We start from the raw sequence: 14,399 nt of genomic DNA on the forward strand, positions 1-14,399 counted from the left end.
AGGGCCGTCATGCCGGGACGGAAATCCGGTGCCGCGGGCAGAAGCGTGCCGGGTAGCATGGCGGCCGAGCGGCGGTGGCGCAACGGCGACGCAGCAGACTTAGGATCTGTGGCCCTTGATCGGGCTTGAGGGTTCGAATCCCTTCCGCCGCACTTAAATGGCCTGTGTTTCGAAGGTTCGAAACACAGGCCATTCGTGTGCCCCCCGATGACTGGGGGTGTCTCAGCCCAGCAGCTCCCGCACGACCGGCACCAGCGCGCGGAACGCCTGGCCGCGGTGGGAGATCGCGTTCTTCTCGTCGGCGGTCAGCTCGGCACAGGTGCGGGTGTCGCCCTCGACCTGGAGGATCGGATCGTAGCCGAACCCGCCCGTGCCCGCCGGGGCGTGCCGCAGGGTGCCGCGGAGCTGCCCCTCGACGACGCGCTCGGTGCCGTCGGGCAGGGCGAGGGCGGCGGCGCAGGCGAAGTGGGCGCCGCGGTGGCGGTCCTCGTCGATGTCGCCGAGCTGGGCGAGGAGCAGGTCCAGGTTGGCCCGGTCGTCGCCGTGGCGGCCGGCCCAGCGGGCGGAGAAGATGCCGGGCGCGCCGCCGAGGACGTCGACGCAGAGGCCGGAGTCGTCGGCGACGGCGGGCAGTCCGGTGGCCCGGGCCAGGGCGTGCGCCTTGAGCAGGGCGTTCTCGGCGAAGGTCACGCCGGTCTCGCGGACGTCCGGGATCTCGGGATAGGCGTCGGCGCCGACCAGCTCGTGCGGCAGGCCGGCGGCGGCGAGGATGGCGCGGAGTTCGACGATCTTGCCGGTGTTGCGGGTGGCGAGGATGAGGCGGGTCATGCCGACCAGCCTACGAGGAGCGCTACGGCGTGCAGACCTTGGTCAGTTCGCCCGCGGCGTCGGTGACCGGGGTGACGTCGGGGGTCTCGTCGCCGTTCCTGATCGACGTACGGACGTCGCCGACGGCCCGGCCGAGGTCGCCCACGGCCCGGGACACGTCGGCGTTGTCGGTCCGGTCGCCGATGTCGTCGAGGTTGCGGTCGATGGAGGCGAGCGCCTCGTCCGTCCGTGACGGGTCGTTCGACGCGTTCTCCACGGCCTGCTGGAGGTCGGTGACGCTGTCGGCGATGGAGTCGGCGGTCTGTACGCAGTCGAGTGCCTTGTCGACGGCCGAGCAGCCGACGGCGGCCGGGACCGCCGTCAGGGCCGCCGCGACGGCGAGCAGTGCGATACGACGGTGACGGCGCGCGGCCATGGAACGGTCCTCCCCTGAGGTACGAATCGGGCGGACGGCGGGCCGTGTCGCATGCCGTCCACCCGTTCGTAGTGACGCAGTGGGTGGCGGTTCGGTTGCCACCCCGCTTGGGGATCCCTTTACCTGGCGGGCGCCGCGTTACCCGGCGAGGATCTCGTCCAGGGCCTTGCGCTGGGCGGCGGCGAGGTCCTCGCAGCCCGCGACGGCGAGGTCGAGCAGGGAGTCGAGCTCGTCGCGGGCGAACGGCTCGGCCTCGGCGGTGCCCTGGACCTCGACGAAGCGGCCGTCGCCGGTGCAGACGACGTTCATGTCGGTGTCGGCGCGGACGTCCTCCTCGTAGCAGAGGTCGAGGAGCGGGACGCCGCCGACGATGCCGACGGAGACGGCGGAGACGGTGCCGGTGAGGGGCTGCCGTCCGGCCTTGACGATCTTCTTGCCCTGGGCCCAGGCGACGGCGTCGGCCAGGGCCACGTAGGCGCCGGTGATGGCGGCGGTGCGGGTGCCGCCGTCGGCCTGGAGGACGTCGCAGTCGAGGACGACGGTGTTCTCGCCGAGGGCCTTGGGGTCGACGACGGCGCGCAGGCTGCGGCCGATGAGGCGGCTGATCTCGTGGGTGCGGCCGCCGATCTTGCCGCGGACGGACTCGCGGTCGCCGCGGGTGTTGGTGGCGCGGGGCAGCATCGAGTACTCGCCGGTGACCCAGCCCTCCCCGCTGCCCTTGCGCCAGCGGGGGACGCCTTCGGTGAAGGAGGCGGTGCAGAAGACCTTGGTGTCGCCGAAGGAGACGAGGACGGAGCCTTCTGCGTGCTTGCTCCAGCCGCGTTCGATGGTGATCGGGCGGAGCTGGTCGGGGGTGCGGCCGTCGATGCGAGACATGGGGTCGAGCGTATCCGGTACGGCGAAGGCCCCACTCCGGTGAAGGGGCGGGGCCTTCGGCGTGCTGTCGTCCGCGGTCAGCGGGCGGCGGCGGACCGGATCACATCATGTCTTCGATGTCGGCGGCGATCGGGTCGGCGTCGGTGCCGATGACGACCTGGATCGCGGTGCCCATCTTGACGACGCCGTGGGCGCCGGCGGCCTTGAGGGCGGCCTCGTCGACCTTGGACGGGTCGATGACCTCGGTGCGCAGGCGGGTGATGCAGCCCTCGACCTCTTCGATGTTGTCGAGCCCGCCGAGCCCGGCGACGATCTTCTCAGCCTTGGTGGCCATTTCGTTCTCCCTGTTTTTCCCGGGCCCGCCTTTGGGCCGCTTTGTCACGGTAACCCACGGTTGGCCCAACTTCGCGGGCGGTCAAGTGACCTGTGCCGAATGATGACGATCACGGCGCCGTGTCTGTGCCAGGCGTGCGTGCCGTGTCCGGCCACAACGCCCCGCAACTGGTCTACACCAGTCGCCAGAGTACCCAACACCCGCCCATCGTGGCTTGTTCCGGGAGGACCGTCCATGAGCACGAACGCCGCCGCCGTACCTCGGCCGAGCCCCTGGAGCTCCTTCTTCCAGGGGCTCCAGAAGATGGGGCGCAGTCTTCAGCTGCCCATCGCCGTGCTTCCGGCCGCGGGTATCGTCAACCGGCTCGGCCAGCCCGACGTGTTCGGCGACGACGGTCTCGGCTGGACCAATGTGGCCAAGGTGTTCGCGGGTGCGGGTGGCGCGCTGCTGGACGCCGACCTCGGTCTGCCGCTGCTGTTCTGCATCGGTGTCGCGATCGGCATGGCCAAGAAGGCGGACGGTTCGACCGCGCTCGCCGCGGTGGCCGGCTTCCTCGTCTACCGGGGCGTGCTGCGCCAGTTCCCGATCGACTGCGCCGACGGCGCGAAGGCCGTCGCGGTGGGCTGCCAGGCGGCGGACAACACCGTCTCGGCGTTCCAGTTCCAGAACCCGGGCGTGTTCGGCGGCATCATCATGGGGCTGCTGGCGTCGTTCTTCTGGGTCCGCTTCCACCGCACGAAGCTGGTCTCGTGGCTGGGCTTCTTCAACGGCCGCCGGCTCGTGCCGATCATCATGGCGTTCATCGGCATCCTCTTCGCGGTCATCTGCCTGTGGATCTGGCCGCCGATCGGCGACGCACTGGAGAGCTTCTCGAACTGGCTGGAGGGCCTGGGCGCGATCGGGTCCGGCATCTTCGGTGTCGCCAACCGTGCGCTGCTGGTCATCGGCCTGCACCAGTTCCTGAACGTGCCGCTGTGGTTCCAGTTCGGCTCGTACACGAAGCCGGACGGCACGACCGTGCACGGTGACATCAACATGTTCCTCAGCGGCGACCCGAGCGCCGGCATCTACCAGTCGGGCTTCTTCCCGATCATGATGTTCGCGCTGCCGGCCGCCTGCCTGGCGATGGTGCACTGCGCCCGCCCGGAACGCCGCAAGGCGGTCGGCGGCATGATGCTCTCGCTGGCCCTGACCTCGTTCGTCACCGGCATCACCGAGCCGATCGAGTACTCGTTCGTCTTCATCGCGCCGATGCTCTACGCGGTCCACGCGGTGCTGACCGGTGTCTCGATGGCGGTGACCTGGGCGCTCGGCGTCAAGGACGGCTTCAGCTTCTCCGCGGGCCTGATCGACTACCTGATCAACTGGAACCTGGCGACCAAGCCCTGGCTGATCATCCCGATCGGCCTGGTCTTCGCGGTCGTCTACTACGCGGTGTTCCGGTTCGCGATCACGAAGTTCGACCTCAAGACCCCGGGCCGCGAGCCCGAGGAGGAGGTCGAGGACATCACCAAGGCCTGACCCCGCCGTCAGCCCCACGCGAAGGGCCCCCGGACCATCGGTCCGGGGGCCCTTCGTCACGTATGAGTCGTACGCCCCACATATGTTCCAGCCCACAAAAAAGACGGGTTCCTTATCCCGCCTTCACCGTGCTACAACAGGTCTACACCACTGAGGTGGTGTAGACCATCTGGCTGCTGCCCACCCCCGTTTTTCTTCCTTACCGTCCCCGGCAGCACCCCAGCACATGGAGGAAATTCATGAGCAGCACCGCTACGGCGGCACCCGCAAAGAAGCGGGGCTCCGGCCTGTTCCAGGGCCTTCAGAAGGTGGGTCGCAGCCTGCAGCTGCCGATCGCGGTGCTGCCGGCCGCCGGCATCCTGCTCCGGCTGGGGCAGCCCGACGTGTTCGGCGACGACGGTCTGGGCTGGCACAAGGTCGCCGCCGTCTTCGCGACCGCGGGCAGCGCCGTCTTCGACAACCTGCCGATGCTCTTCTGCATAGGCGTGGCCATCGGCTTCGCCAAGAAGGCCGACGGCTCCACCGCGCTCGCCGCCCTCGTCGGGTTCCTGGTCTACAGCAACGTGCTGAAGGCGTTCCCGGTCACCGACGCCGTCGTCAACACGACGGCGAACAAGGGTGTCGACGTCGCGGCCACCTACAACAACCCGGGTGTCCTCGGCGGCATCATCATGGGCCTGCTGGCCGCGATGCTGTGGCAGAAGTACCACCGCACCCGGCTGGTCGACTGGCTCGGCTTCTTCAACGGCCGCCGCCTCGTCCCGATCATCATGGCCTTCGTCGGCGTGGTCATGGGTGTCTTCTTCGGCCTCATCTGGGAGCCGATCGGTGAGGGCATCTCCAACTTCGGCGAGTGGATGACGGGCCTCGGTGCCGTCGGCGCCGGCCTGTTCGGCCTGATCAACCGCGCGCTGATCCCCGTCGGCATGCACCAGTTCGTGAACACCGTCTCCTGGTTCCAGCTGGGCGACTTCAAGGACGCCACGGGCGCGGTCGTGCACGGCGACCTCAACCGCTTCTTCGCGGGCGACCCGACCGCCGGCCAGTTCATGTCGGGCTTCTTCCCGATCATGATGTTCGGCCTGCCGGCCGCCGCGCTCGCCATCGCGCACAGCGCCCGCCCCGAGCGCCGCAAGGCCGTGATGGGCATGATGGTCTCGCTGGCCCTGACCTCGTTCGTCACCGGTGTGACCGAGCCGATCGAGTTCTCGTTCATGTTCATCGCGCCGCTGCTGTACGCGATCCACGCGGTGCTCACCGCCCTGTCGATGGCGATCACCTGGGCGCTCGGCGTCCACGCGGGCTTCACCTTCTCCGCGGGCTTCATCGACTACGCGCTGAACTGGAACCTGGCGACCAAGCCCTGGCTGATCATCCCGATCGGCCTGGTCTTCGCGGCGATCTACTACGTCCTGTTCCGCTTCGCGATCACCAAGTTCAACCTCACCACCCCGGGCCGCGAGCCCGAGGAGGAGATCGAGGACATCACCAAGTGAGCCCCGCTCACGGGTGATCCCTCCCCCCGTACGCAGAAGGCCCCCGGAACCGCGAAGGTTCCGGGGGCCTTCCGCGTGCCTCAGAGGTCGAAGGTCAGCCCGGGGCGGGCCAGGTCCACCGGCCCGTCGTACACCGTGCGCGCGTCCGCCAGGTTCACCTGCGGGTCGGTCCACGGCGGGATGTGGGTGAGGACCAGCTTGCGCGCGCCGGCCCGCTGCGCGGCCTCGCCCGCCTCCACGCCGTTGAGGTGCAGGGCCGGGATGTTCTCCTTGCCGTGCGTGAACGCGGCCTCGCACAGGAACAGGTCGCTGTCCGTGGCCAGTTCGTCGAGCGCCTCGCACGGGCCGGTGTCACCGGAGTACGTCAGGGAGCGGCCGCCGTGCTCGATGCGGATGGCGTACGACTCGACCGGGTGGCAGACCTTCTCCATCCGCACGGAGAACGGCCCGATCTCGTACGAGCCCGGCTTCACGGTGTGGAAGTCGAAGACCTCGCTGAAGGCGGAGGCCGAGGGGGTGTCGGCGTGCGCGGTCGTCAGACGCTGCTCGGTGCCCTCGGGGCCGTAGACCGGCATCGGGGCGCAACGGCCGCCGTCGTGCCGGTAGTAGCGGACGACGAAGTAGGCGCACATGTCGATGCAGTGGTCCGCGTGCAGGTGACTCAGGAAGATCGCGTCCAGGTCGTACAGACCGGTGTGGCGCTGCAACTCGCCCAGGGCGCCGTTGCCCATGTCGAGGAGCAGCCGGAAGCCGTCGGCCTCTACGAGGTAGCTCGAGCAGGCCGATTCCGCGGACGGGAACGACCCTGAGCAGCCGACGACGGTGAGCTTCATAGGAAGGGGAACCTCCGCGCTGGCGGTCGGGATGCGGGGTGGAACCTGTGGATTCTTTCGAGCGTAAGGCGCGAAAGCGCGGGTGGCTCCTCCGTCACCGGCTGTTGTGGGCGAACTCACCTGCGCTGTCACCGGTTCGGGGGGCGTGCGTTCGCGGGGTGGTCGGCAGCGCGCGCCGTGCGCGCCGCCGGTACCGTCTATCCGTATGGACACGTCATGGTGGCTGGCGCTCGCGGCCGTCGTTCTCCTCGCGCTGGTCGCCACGCTCGTCGACGGGTGGGGGCGCGGTTCGCGGTTGCGGCGCTCCGGGCGGCGGGGGCGGGTGCCGGGTGGGCCGGCGGCCGGGGAGATCTGGTGGGCGATGGTGCCCTACGAGGACGGGCCCGGCGGCAAGGACCGGCCCTGTCTGGTGCTCGATCCCCGGGGGCGCACGGTGCTCGTCGCGAAGATCACGAGCCGGAACCACGCCGAGCGGCCCGGGGTGATTCCGTTGCCGCCGGGGGCCGTGGGGGATGCGCGGGGGCGGGCCAGTTTTCTGGAGACCGATGAGGTGCGGGAGGTTCCGGTGCGGGATTTCCGGCGGCGGGCCGGGGTGGTCGATCCGACGCTCTGGGACCAGGTCCGCCGCCAGGGCTGGTGACCTCCTCCGATCGGCTGCCTGCGACCCGGTGACCGCTTCTCGCGCAGTTCCTCGCGCCCCTGATGAGCCGGTCGGTCGACTGACGCCCGGTGACCGCTTCTCGCGCAGTTCCCCGCGCCCCTGAGGTAGCCGATCACCCGCGGGCCGGTGGCCGCTTCTCGCGCAGTTCCTCGCGCCCCTGAGGTTGCCGGCCACCCGCGGGCCGGTGGCCGCTTCTCGCGCAGTTCCTCGCGCCCCTGATGAGCCGGTCGGTCGACTGACGCCCGGTGGCCGCTTCTCGCGCAGTTCCCCGCGCCCCTGAGGTAGCCGATCACCCGCGGGCCGGTGGCCGCTTCTCGCGCAGTTCCCCGCGCCCCTGATGAGCTGGTCGGTCGACTGACGCCCGGTGGCCGCTTCTCGCGCAGTTCCTCGCGCCCCTGAGGCGTGCGCTGGCGCGCGGGCTCCCCTGCCGCGGCCCTGGAGATGTCGCACGAAGTGCGCATTCCAGGGGCGCGGGGAACTGCGCGGGACGCGGCCACCGGCCCGCGGACGAAGAACCGTCCAGGGGCGCGGGGCACCGTGGGGGGTCAGGCCCAGAGTTGGCCGTGGAGGACCTCGATGGCGTCCTCCGTCGTCGCGGCGGTGTACACCCCCGTCGACAGATACTTCCAGCCGCCGTCGGCGACGACGAACACGATGTCGGCGGACTCACCGGCCCGCACGGCCTTGCGGCCCACCCCGATCGCGGCGTGCAGCGCGGCCCCGGTGGAGACCCCGGCGAAGATCCCCTCCTGCTGGAGCAGCTCGCGCGTGCGCGTCACGGCGTCGGCGGACCCCACGGAGAAGCGCGTGGTCAGCACGGAGGCGTCGTACAGCTCGGGGACGAAGCCCTCGTCGAGGTTGCGCAGGCCGTACACCAGGTCGTCGTAGCGCGGCTCGGCCGCGACGATCTTGATGTCGGGCTTCTGCTCGCGCAGGTAGCGGCCGACGCCCATGAGGGTGCCGGTGGTGCCGAGCCCGGCGACGAAGTGGGTGACGGACGGCAGGTCGGCGAAGATCTCGGGGCCGGTCGTCGCGTAGTGCGCGCCCGCGTTGTCGGGGTTGCCGTACTGGTAGAGCATCACCCACTCCGGGTGCTGCTCGGCCAGTTCCTTGGCGATGCGGACGGCGGTGTTGGAGCCGCCCGCGGCCGGCGAGGGGATGATCTCGGCGCCCCACATGGCGAGCAGCTCGCGCCGCTCCTGCGAGGTGTTCTCCGGCATGACGCAGACGATGCGGTAGCCCTTGAGGCGGGCCGCCATCGCCAGCGAGATGCCGGTGTTGCCGGAGGTGGGTTCGAGGATGGTGTCCCCGGGCTTGATCCGGCCGTCCTTCTCGGCCTGCTCGATCATGTGGAGCGCGGGCCGGTCCTTGATCGAGCCGGTCGGGTTGCGGTCTTCCAGCTTCGCCCAGATCCGCACGTCGTCGGACGGGCTGAGCCGCGGCAGGCGCACCAGAGGGGTGTTGCCCACCGCGGCCAACGGGCTGTCGTAGCGCATGGGTTGCTTCGTTCCCGCGCTCAGCGCATGCCGCCGGCCACGGCCGGCAGGATGGTGACGTTGTCGCCGTCGGCGACCTTGGTGTCGATGCCGTCGAGGAAGCGGACGTCCTCGTCGTTCAGGTACACGTTCACGAACCGGCGCAGCTGGCCGTTGTCCACGATGCGGTCGGCGATGCCCGCGTGCCGCGCGTCCAGGTCGGCGAAGAGCTGGGCGAGGGTGTCCCCGCTCGCCTCGACGGCCTTGGCGCCGTCGGTGTAGGTGCGGAGGATGGTCGGGATGCGGACCTCGATGGCCATGCTGGGCTCCTGTCAGGAGTCGGAAGTCGAGTGGATGAGCGCGCGGTGGGCGCTTGCGTACGGGCGGGCGTCCGGACGTACGGCGGTGCGGCTCAGCGCGGACAGACGGCGCTGGCGAGGCGGCACAGGTCGACGTGCAGCCGCGCCACGAGCAGGGCGCCCGGCGTCTTTTCGCTCACGTCGTGGAAAACCATGGGCTCATCGTATCGATTCCCGGCCCGGACCCCGGAGTGTGATCTCACCATGCGGTCGAAAAGCGTCCGCCGGTCGAGACCGGGGGGCGAGAGCGGCCGGATCAGGCGGTGACCTGGACCTCTTCCTCGGTCACGGCGCCGTCGACGATGCGGAACGAGCGGAACTGGAAGGGGCCCTCGCCGTCGGTGTCCGCGGTGGAGACCAGGACGTAGTGGGCGTTCGGCTCGTTGGCATAGGAGATGTCGGTGCGGGAGGGGTAGGCCTCGGTCGCCGTGTGCGAGTGGTAGATGATCACCGGCTCCTCGTCGCGGTCGTCCATCTCGCGGTAGAGCTTGAGCAGGTCGGCGGAGTCGAACTCGTAGAACGTGGGCGAGCGCGCGGCGTTCAGCATCGGGATGAAGCGCTCGGGGCGGCCCTCGCCGACCGGTCCGGCGACGACGCCGCAGGCCTCGTCGGGGTGGTCCTTGCGGCCGTGCTCCACGATCTGGTCGTACAGGGCCTGGGAGATTGTCAGCATGCCGTCAGGATAAGCAGCCGGGCCGCCGCGTATCGGTGTGCGATATGCGACAGCCCGGCTGGTGAGACGCCGGTCGCGGCGCCCGCGGGGACTACGGCTGCTGCGCGGGCGCGGCGTCGGCGGGCCTGCGCGCCTTGAGGACCAGGTAGGAGACGGCGAGGATCGCGCCCCACACGGGGGCCCCGTACAGGGCGACCCGGTTGTCCTTGTCCATGCCCATCGTGACGACGACCAGCGCGATGAACGCCAGCGAGAAGCCGCTCGTCCAGACGCCGCCCGGGGCGCGGAAGGTGGACCTGGGCAGCTCGCCGCGGTCGGACTTGAGGCGGTAGCGGATCTGGGAGATCAGGATGACGATCCAGGCCCACATGCCGGAGATGGTGGCGAAGGAGACGACGTAGTTGAACGCCTCGCCCGGCCACTGGTAGTTGATCCAGACGCCGATCATCATCATCGCGGCGGAGAACGTGGTGCCGACGACCGGCAGGCCGTTCCTGCTCAGCCGGGTGAAGAGGGCCGGGCCCTGGCCGTTCTGCGCGAGGTCGCGCAGCATCCGGCCGGTGGAGTACATGCCCGAGTTGCAGGAGGACAGGGCGGCGGTCAGCACGACGAAGTTGACGATGGCGGCGCCGATGCCCAGGCCCATCTCGTCGAAGGCGTGCACGAACGGGCTCTCGCCGGCCTTGAAGGACGTCCACGGCACGACGGAGAGGATCATGATGAGCGCGCCGACGTAGAAGACGGCGATGCGCCACGGCACGGTGTTGATGGCCCGCGGCAGGACGGTCCTGGCGTCCTTGGCCTCGCCCGCGGTGACGCCGACGAGCTCGACCGCGAGGAACGCGAACATGACCATCTGGAGGGTCATCAGCGTCGAGCCGATGCCGTTCTCGCCGGCGAAGAAGCCGCCGAGGTCCCACAGGTGCGTGACGGACGCGGTGTCACCGGCGTCGGAGAACCCGATGGTGAGGATGCCGGCGCAGATCAGGATCATGCCGATGATGGCGGTGACCTTGACCGTGGAGAACCAGAACTCCAGCTCGCCGAAGAGCTTCACGGAGATCAGGTTGGCGCCGTAGAGGATGACGGTGAAGACCAGTGCGGACAGCCATTGCGGGATGTCCCACCAGAACGTCATGTAGACGGCGGCGGCCGTCACCTCGGTCATGCCGGTGATGACCCAGAACAGCCAGTACGTCCAGCCGGTGACGAACCCCGCGAAGGGGCCGATGAACTCGCGCGCGTACTCCGAGAAGGAGCCGGAGACCGGCCGGTACATGAGGAGTTCGCCGAGCGCGCGCATGATGAAGAAGATGACGACGCCCGCGACGGCGTAGGCGAGGATCAGGCTGGGCCCGGCCTTGGAGATGCCCTTGCCCGCGCCGAGGAAGAGGCCGGTGCCGATGGCGCCGCCGATGGCGATCATCTGGATCTGCCGGGAGCCGAGGCCCCGCTGGTAGCCCTCGCCGGACCCGGGGGACGCCGCGTCGTCCCGCACGGCCTCATTGCCGGCAGAGTCCTTGCCGTCCTGCTCGACCTGCGCTGAGGTCATGTTGTTGCGCCTTTCTCCATGCCGATCCGTGCCGTACGCGGCTCGGATCGACTGTGACGATCCTTAGGGCGCTGCGGCCCTGGATGGATGGAGCTGTTGCCTGCCGGGGTCGGCCGGCAAGGGCGCCCCCGCCGGACAGGGGTGGCGTCCGCCGGGCGGTCGTGAAGATCTATCACGCCGTTCTCGGTGATCGACTCCGCCGACTGTGGCGTACGGCACAGGAAAAAGCGGTCAAACTGCCCTTGGCGCGTCATAGGCAGCCGGGGCGGTGACCTGATCGTTATCCGGATTTGAGCGTCCGCTGAGCGAACACCGGGGTCACGGGAGAAGGGTCTCCACGAGCGTCTCCTGGAGGCCGCCGAGCCACAGGTAGGCCATCACCATCGGCTTGCGCGGGTCCTCGTCGGGCAGCCGGTAGAGGAGGTCGGTGTCCTCCTCGTCGGTGATGTCGAGGCGGGTGCCGATGGCCAGCCGCAGGTCGTTGAGCGCGCGCATCCAGCGGACCGAGTCCTCCGGGGTGAGCTGGAGGACCGCGCCGGCGCCGGCCACCGGGCCGAGGCCGTCGAGGGAGCGGACCACCGCGAGGGCGTCGTCGCGCTTGCCGGCCCGCAGGTCGTTCTCGGTGAAGCGCCGGAACTCGGCGGAGTGCGCCTGGAACTCGTCCTGCGCGGCCCGCCCCTCGGGGGCGCCCGGGCCGCCGTAGGCGTCCGGGAAGAGACGGTGGAGCACCGGGTCGGCGGGCGGCTCGCTGGGCCCCTCGGCGAACAGCTCGGCGAGCGGGTCGTCGGACACCTCGCCGCCGGGGCCGGGCCCGATCAGCTCCAGGAGCTGGACGGCCAGCGAGCGGATGATGGAGATCTCGACCTCGTCGAGGGCGACGGCCGCGCCGCCGCCGGGGACCGGCTCGAAGTGCCCGGGCATCTACTTCCGATCCTGTTGCAGCGTGGCCCACAGGCCGTAGCCGTGCATGGCCTGGACGTCCCGCTCCATCTCCTCGCGGCTGCCGGAGGAGACGACCGCGCGCCCCTTCTGGTGGACGTCCAGCATCAGCTTGGTGGCCTTGTCCTTGGAGTACCCGAAGTACGACTGGAAGACATACGTCACGTAGCTCATGAGGTTGACCGGGTCGTTGTGGACGAGCGTGATCCAGGGGACGTCCGGCTCGGGGACCACGGAGAGATCCTCCGTCGTCTCGGGGCTTTCGATCTCAAGGGGTGCTGGAGCCGTCACACGGCCCATGCTGCCACCAGGAGGGGCGCATCGCACAAACGGACCCAGAAATCGTCACACTGACGCTAATCCGGGGTAGCATCATCGTCATGAACACAGCGGACCTTGGCCTGCCGGTGGATGTTCCGTCGACAGCGCTCTTCACCGACCAGTACGAGCTGACCATGCTCCAGGCGGCCCTGCACGGGGGTACCGCCGAGCGGCGATCGGTCTTCGAGGTCTTCACCCGCCGGCTGCCCGAGGGCCGCCGCTACGGCGTCGTGGCGGGCACCGGGCGCGTCCTGGACGCCGTGGAGAACTTCCGGTTCGACGCGGACGTCCTCGGCTTCCTGCGCGAGCGGAACGTCGTGGACGAGCCGACCCTCGCCTGGCTCGCGGACTACCGGTTCTCCGGCGACATCTGGGGCTACCCCGAGGGCGAGGTGTACTTCCCCGGCTCCCCCGTGCTGCGCGTCGAGGGCTCCTTCGCCGAGTGCGTGCTCCTGGAGACGGTGATCCTCTCGATCCTCAACCACGACTCGGCGATCGCCGCCGCCGCCTCCCGGATGTCCTCGGCCGCCGGGGACCGCCCGCTGATCGAGATGGGCGCCCGGCGCACCCACGAGCTGGCCGCCGTCGCCGCCTCGCGCGCCGCCTACGTGGGCGGATTCGCGACGACCTCGGACCTCGCGGCCGGGTTCCGGTACGGGATCCCGACGGTCGGCACCAGCGCGCACGCCTTCACCCTGCTGCACGACTCCGAGCGGGACGCCTTCCGGGCCCAGATCGACTCCCTCGGCGAGGGCACGACGCTGCTCGTGGACACGTACGACGTCCAGGAGGCGGTCCGCACGGCCGTCGAGATCGCCGGGCCGCGGCTCGGCGCCGTCCGGATCGACTCGGGCGACCTGCTGCTCGTCGCGCACCGGGTGCGCCAGCAGCTCGACGACCTCGGCGCCACGGACACCAGGATCGTGGTCACCTCCGACCTCGACGAGTACGCCATCGCCTCGCTCGCCGCCGCGCCGGTGGACGCGTACGGCGTCGGCACCCAGCTGGTGACCGGCTCGGGGCACCCGACCTGCTCCATGGTCTACAAGCTCGTGGCGCGCGCCGAGTCCGCCGATCCGGACGCGCCGCTGACGGCCGTCGCGAAGAAGTCGGCGGGCGGCAAGACGTCCGTCGGCGGCCGCAAGTGGGCCGCGCGCCGGGTCGACCGGGACGGGGTGGCGGAGGCCGAGGTGCTGGGCACCGGCGCCGTCCCCGCCGAGCTGGCCGACCGCCAGCTCCTCGTCGAGCTGGTCAAGGGCGGCGAGGTCGTCGCCCGCGAGCCCCTCGACGCGGTGCGCGAGCGGCACATCGCCGTGCGCGACGGGCTGCCGCTGTCGGCGACGCAGCTGTCGCGCGGCGAGGCCGTGATCCCGACGGAGTACCTCTAACCCGCCGGTCCTGCCGGTCCGCCGGTCCGCCGCGCGGCGCACCGGCGGGGCCCGACCGCCCCCTCCCGCAAGCCACGTGAAGCTTCTACGCTCGTAGCCCCACGGTCACACCCTCTCGCTAAGGAATCCGCCCATGCGCCGCGCCCTGATCGTCGTAGACGTGCAGAACGACTTCTGCGAGGGCGGCAGCCTCGCGGTGGCGGGAGGTGCCGACGTCGCTGCCGCGATCACCGACCTCATCGGGCAGGCCGGCGGGGGCGGCTACCAGCACGTCGTCGCCACCCGCGACCACCACATCGCGCCGGGGAACCACTTCGCGGACGCCCCGGACTACCGGCACTCGTGGCCCGCGCACTGCGTCGCCGGGACCGAGGGCGTGGGGTTCCACCCGAACTTCGCGCCGGTCATCGCCTCCGGGGCGATCGACGCCGTCTTCGACAAGGGGGCGTACGCGGCCGCGTACAGCGGGTTCGAGGGCGCGGACGAGAACGGGGTGCCGCTGGCGGACTGGCTGCGCCGCCGGGAGGTCACCGAGGTGGACGTGGTCGGGATCGCCACCGACCACTGCGTGCGGGCCACCGCGCTGGACGCCGCGCGCGAGGGGTTCCGTACGCAGGTGCTGCTCGACCTCACCGCGGGGGTCGCCGCCGCCACCACCGAGGCCGCGCTGTCCGAGATGAAGGACGCCGGGGTCGCACTGAGCGGCAGTCCCGTCGTGGCGTAGGCCG

17 protein-coding genes and 1 tRNA gene are annotated in these 14,399 nt (G+C 70.4%); 6 read left to right on the forward strand and 12 right to left on the reverse strand.

What is annotated here, in order from left to right; all coding sequences use genetic code 11:
- The first annotated feature begins 68 nt into the window (after positions 1 to 68).
- Positions 69 to 152: transfer RNA gene (locus tag ACIP5K_RS26230), tRNA-Leu, on the forward strand.
- 70 nt (positions 153 to 222) lie between these two features.
- Here ACIP5K_RS26230 and rdgB read toward each other — a convergent pair.
- The 4 genes from rdgB to ACIP5K_RS26250 all read right to left on the reverse strand — a co-directional run bounded on the left by rdgB (position 223) and on the right by ACIP5K_RS26250 (position 2,453).
- Positions 223 to 828, reverse strand: a complete 606-nt coding sequence (rdgB, locus tag ACIP5K_RS26235; protein WP_401413265.1) for an RdgB/HAM1 family non-canonical purine NTP pyrophosphatase — start codon at positions 826 to 828, stop codon at positions 223 to 225.
- 22 nt (positions 829 to 850) lie between these two features.
- Positions 851 to 1,243, reverse strand: a complete 393-nt coding sequence (locus tag ACIP5K_RS26240; protein WP_401413267.1) for a hypothetical protein — start codon at positions 1,241 to 1,243, stop codon at positions 851 to 853.
- 138 nt (positions 1,244 to 1,381) lie between these two features.
- A complete protein-coding gene (rph, locus tag ACIP5K_RS26245) occupies positions 1,382 to 2,119 on the reverse strand; it encodes a ribonuclease PH (protein WP_401413268.1) in 738 nt (245 codons plus the stop codon).
- A 100-nt stretch (positions 2,120 to 2,219) separates the two neighbouring features.
- Positions 2,220 to 2,453 carry a glucose PTS transporter subunit EIIB gene (locus ACIP5K_RS26250; protein WP_100593980.1) on the reverse strand — a complete coding sequence of 78 codons (234 nt, stop codon included), beginning with the start codon at positions 2,451 to 2,453 and terminating at the stop codon, positions 2,220 to 2,222.
- A gap of 234 nt (positions 2,454 to 2,687) precedes the next feature.
- Here ACIP5K_RS26250 and ACIP5K_RS26255 point away from each other — a divergent pair, with 234 nt between their 5' ends.
- Positions 2,688 to 3,974, forward strand: a complete 1,287-nt coding sequence (locus tag ACIP5K_RS26255; RefSeq protein ID WP_401413271.1) for a PTS transporter subunit EIIC — start codon at positions 2,688 to 2,690, stop codon at positions 3,972 to 3,974.
- A gap of 239 nt (positions 3,975 to 4,213) precedes the next feature.
- A complete protein-coding gene (locus ACIP5K_RS26260; RefSeq protein WP_401413273.1) occupies positions 4,214 to 5,470 on the forward strand; it encodes a PTS transporter subunit EIIC in 1,257 nt (418 codons plus the stop codon).
- 80 nt (positions 5,471 to 5,550) lie between these two features.
- On the opposite strand, the gene ACIP5K_RS26265 is transcribed toward ACIP5K_RS26260, so the two are convergent.
- Positions 5,551 to 6,303, reverse strand: coding sequence for an MBL fold metallo-hydrolase (locus ACIP5K_RS26265; RefSeq protein ID WP_401413274.1), 753 nt, complete (start codon positions 6,301 to 6,303; stop codon positions 5,551 to 5,553).
- Positions 6,304 to 6,508: 205 nt separating this feature from the next.
- Between ACIP5K_RS26265 and ACIP5K_RS26270 the strand changes: the two genes are divergently transcribed.
- On the forward strand, positions 6,509 to 6,943 hold the full coding sequence (locus tag ACIP5K_RS26270) for a type II toxin-antitoxin system PemK/MazF family toxin (RefSeq protein WP_401413276.1): 435 nt from the start codon (positions 6,509 to 6,511) through the stop codon (positions 6,941 to 6,943).
- A gap of 566 nt (positions 6,944 to 7,509) precedes the next feature.
- Here ACIP5K_RS26270 and ACIP5K_RS26275 read toward each other — a convergent pair.
- From ACIP5K_RS26275 to clpS, 7 genes are all read right to left on the reverse strand, one after another.
- Positions 7,510 to 8,460, reverse strand: coding sequence for a PLP-dependent cysteine synthase family protein (locus ACIP5K_RS26275; protein WP_401413278.1), 951 nt, complete (start codon positions 8,458 to 8,460; stop codon positions 7,510 to 7,512).
- Positions 8,461 to 8,480: 20 nt separating this feature from the next.
- A complete protein-coding gene (locus ACIP5K_RS26280; RefSeq protein ID WP_401413279.1) occupies positions 8,481 to 8,759 on the reverse strand; it encodes a MoaD/ThiS family protein in 279 nt (92 codons plus the stop codon).
- Between the two features lie 92 nt (positions 8,760 to 8,851).
- Positions 8,852 to 8,953, reverse strand: coding sequence for a putative leader peptide (locus ACIP5K_RS26285; RefSeq protein ID WP_401413281.1), 102 nt, complete (start codon positions 8,951 to 8,953; stop codon positions 8,852 to 8,854).
- 101 nt (positions 8,954 to 9,054) lie between these two features.
- Positions 9,055 to 9,471: a Mov34/MPN/PAD-1 family protein gene (locus ACIP5K_RS26290; RefSeq protein ID WP_401413283.1), complete on the reverse strand. Its 417-nt coding sequence runs from the start codon at positions 9,469 to 9,471 to the stop codon at positions 9,055 to 9,057.
- A 91-nt stretch (positions 9,472 to 9,562) separates the two neighbouring features.
- Positions 9,563 to 11,023 (reverse strand): amino acid permease, encoded by a 1,461-nt coding sequence (locus ACIP5K_RS26295; RefSeq protein ID WP_401413284.1) that lies wholly within the window; start codon positions 11,021 to 11,023, stop codon positions 9,563 to 9,565.
- A 318-nt stretch (positions 11,024 to 11,341) separates the two neighbouring features.
- The gene (locus ACIP5K_RS26300; RefSeq protein WP_401413285.1) at positions 11,342 to 11,944 is read right to left on the reverse strand and encodes a DUF2017 domain-containing protein; all 603 of its coding nucleotides are present in this window, start codon (positions 11,942 to 11,944) and stop codon (positions 11,342 to 11,344) included.
- The gene (clpS, locus tag ACIP5K_RS26305; RefSeq protein ID WP_401413287.1) at positions 11,945 to 12,262 is read right to left on the reverse strand and encodes an ATP-dependent Clp protease adapter ClpS; all 318 of its coding nucleotides are present in this window, start codon (positions 12,260 to 12,262) and stop codon (positions 11,945 to 11,947) included.
- An 80-nt stretch (positions 12,263 to 12,342) separates the two neighbouring features.
- Between clpS and ACIP5K_RS26310 the strand changes: the two genes are divergently transcribed.
- Positions 12,343 to 13,671, forward strand: a complete 1,329-nt coding sequence (locus ACIP5K_RS26310; RefSeq protein WP_401413288.1) for a nicotinate phosphoribosyltransferase — start codon at positions 12,343 to 12,345, stop codon at positions 13,669 to 13,671.
- A gap of 133 nt (positions 13,672 to 13,804) precedes the next feature.
- Positions 13,805 to 14,395: an isochorismatase family protein gene (locus tag ACIP5K_RS26315; RefSeq protein ID WP_401413290.1), complete on the forward strand. Its 591-nt coding sequence runs from the start codon at positions 13,805 to 13,807 to the stop codon at positions 14,393 to 14,395.
- Positions 14,396 to 14,399 lie beyond the last annotated feature (4 nt).

The sequence above is a fragment of the Streptomyces sp. NPDC088785 genome (assembly GCF_044750685.1).
Lineage (GTDB): Bacteria > Actinomycetota > Actinomycetes > Streptomycetales > Streptomycetaceae > Streptomyces.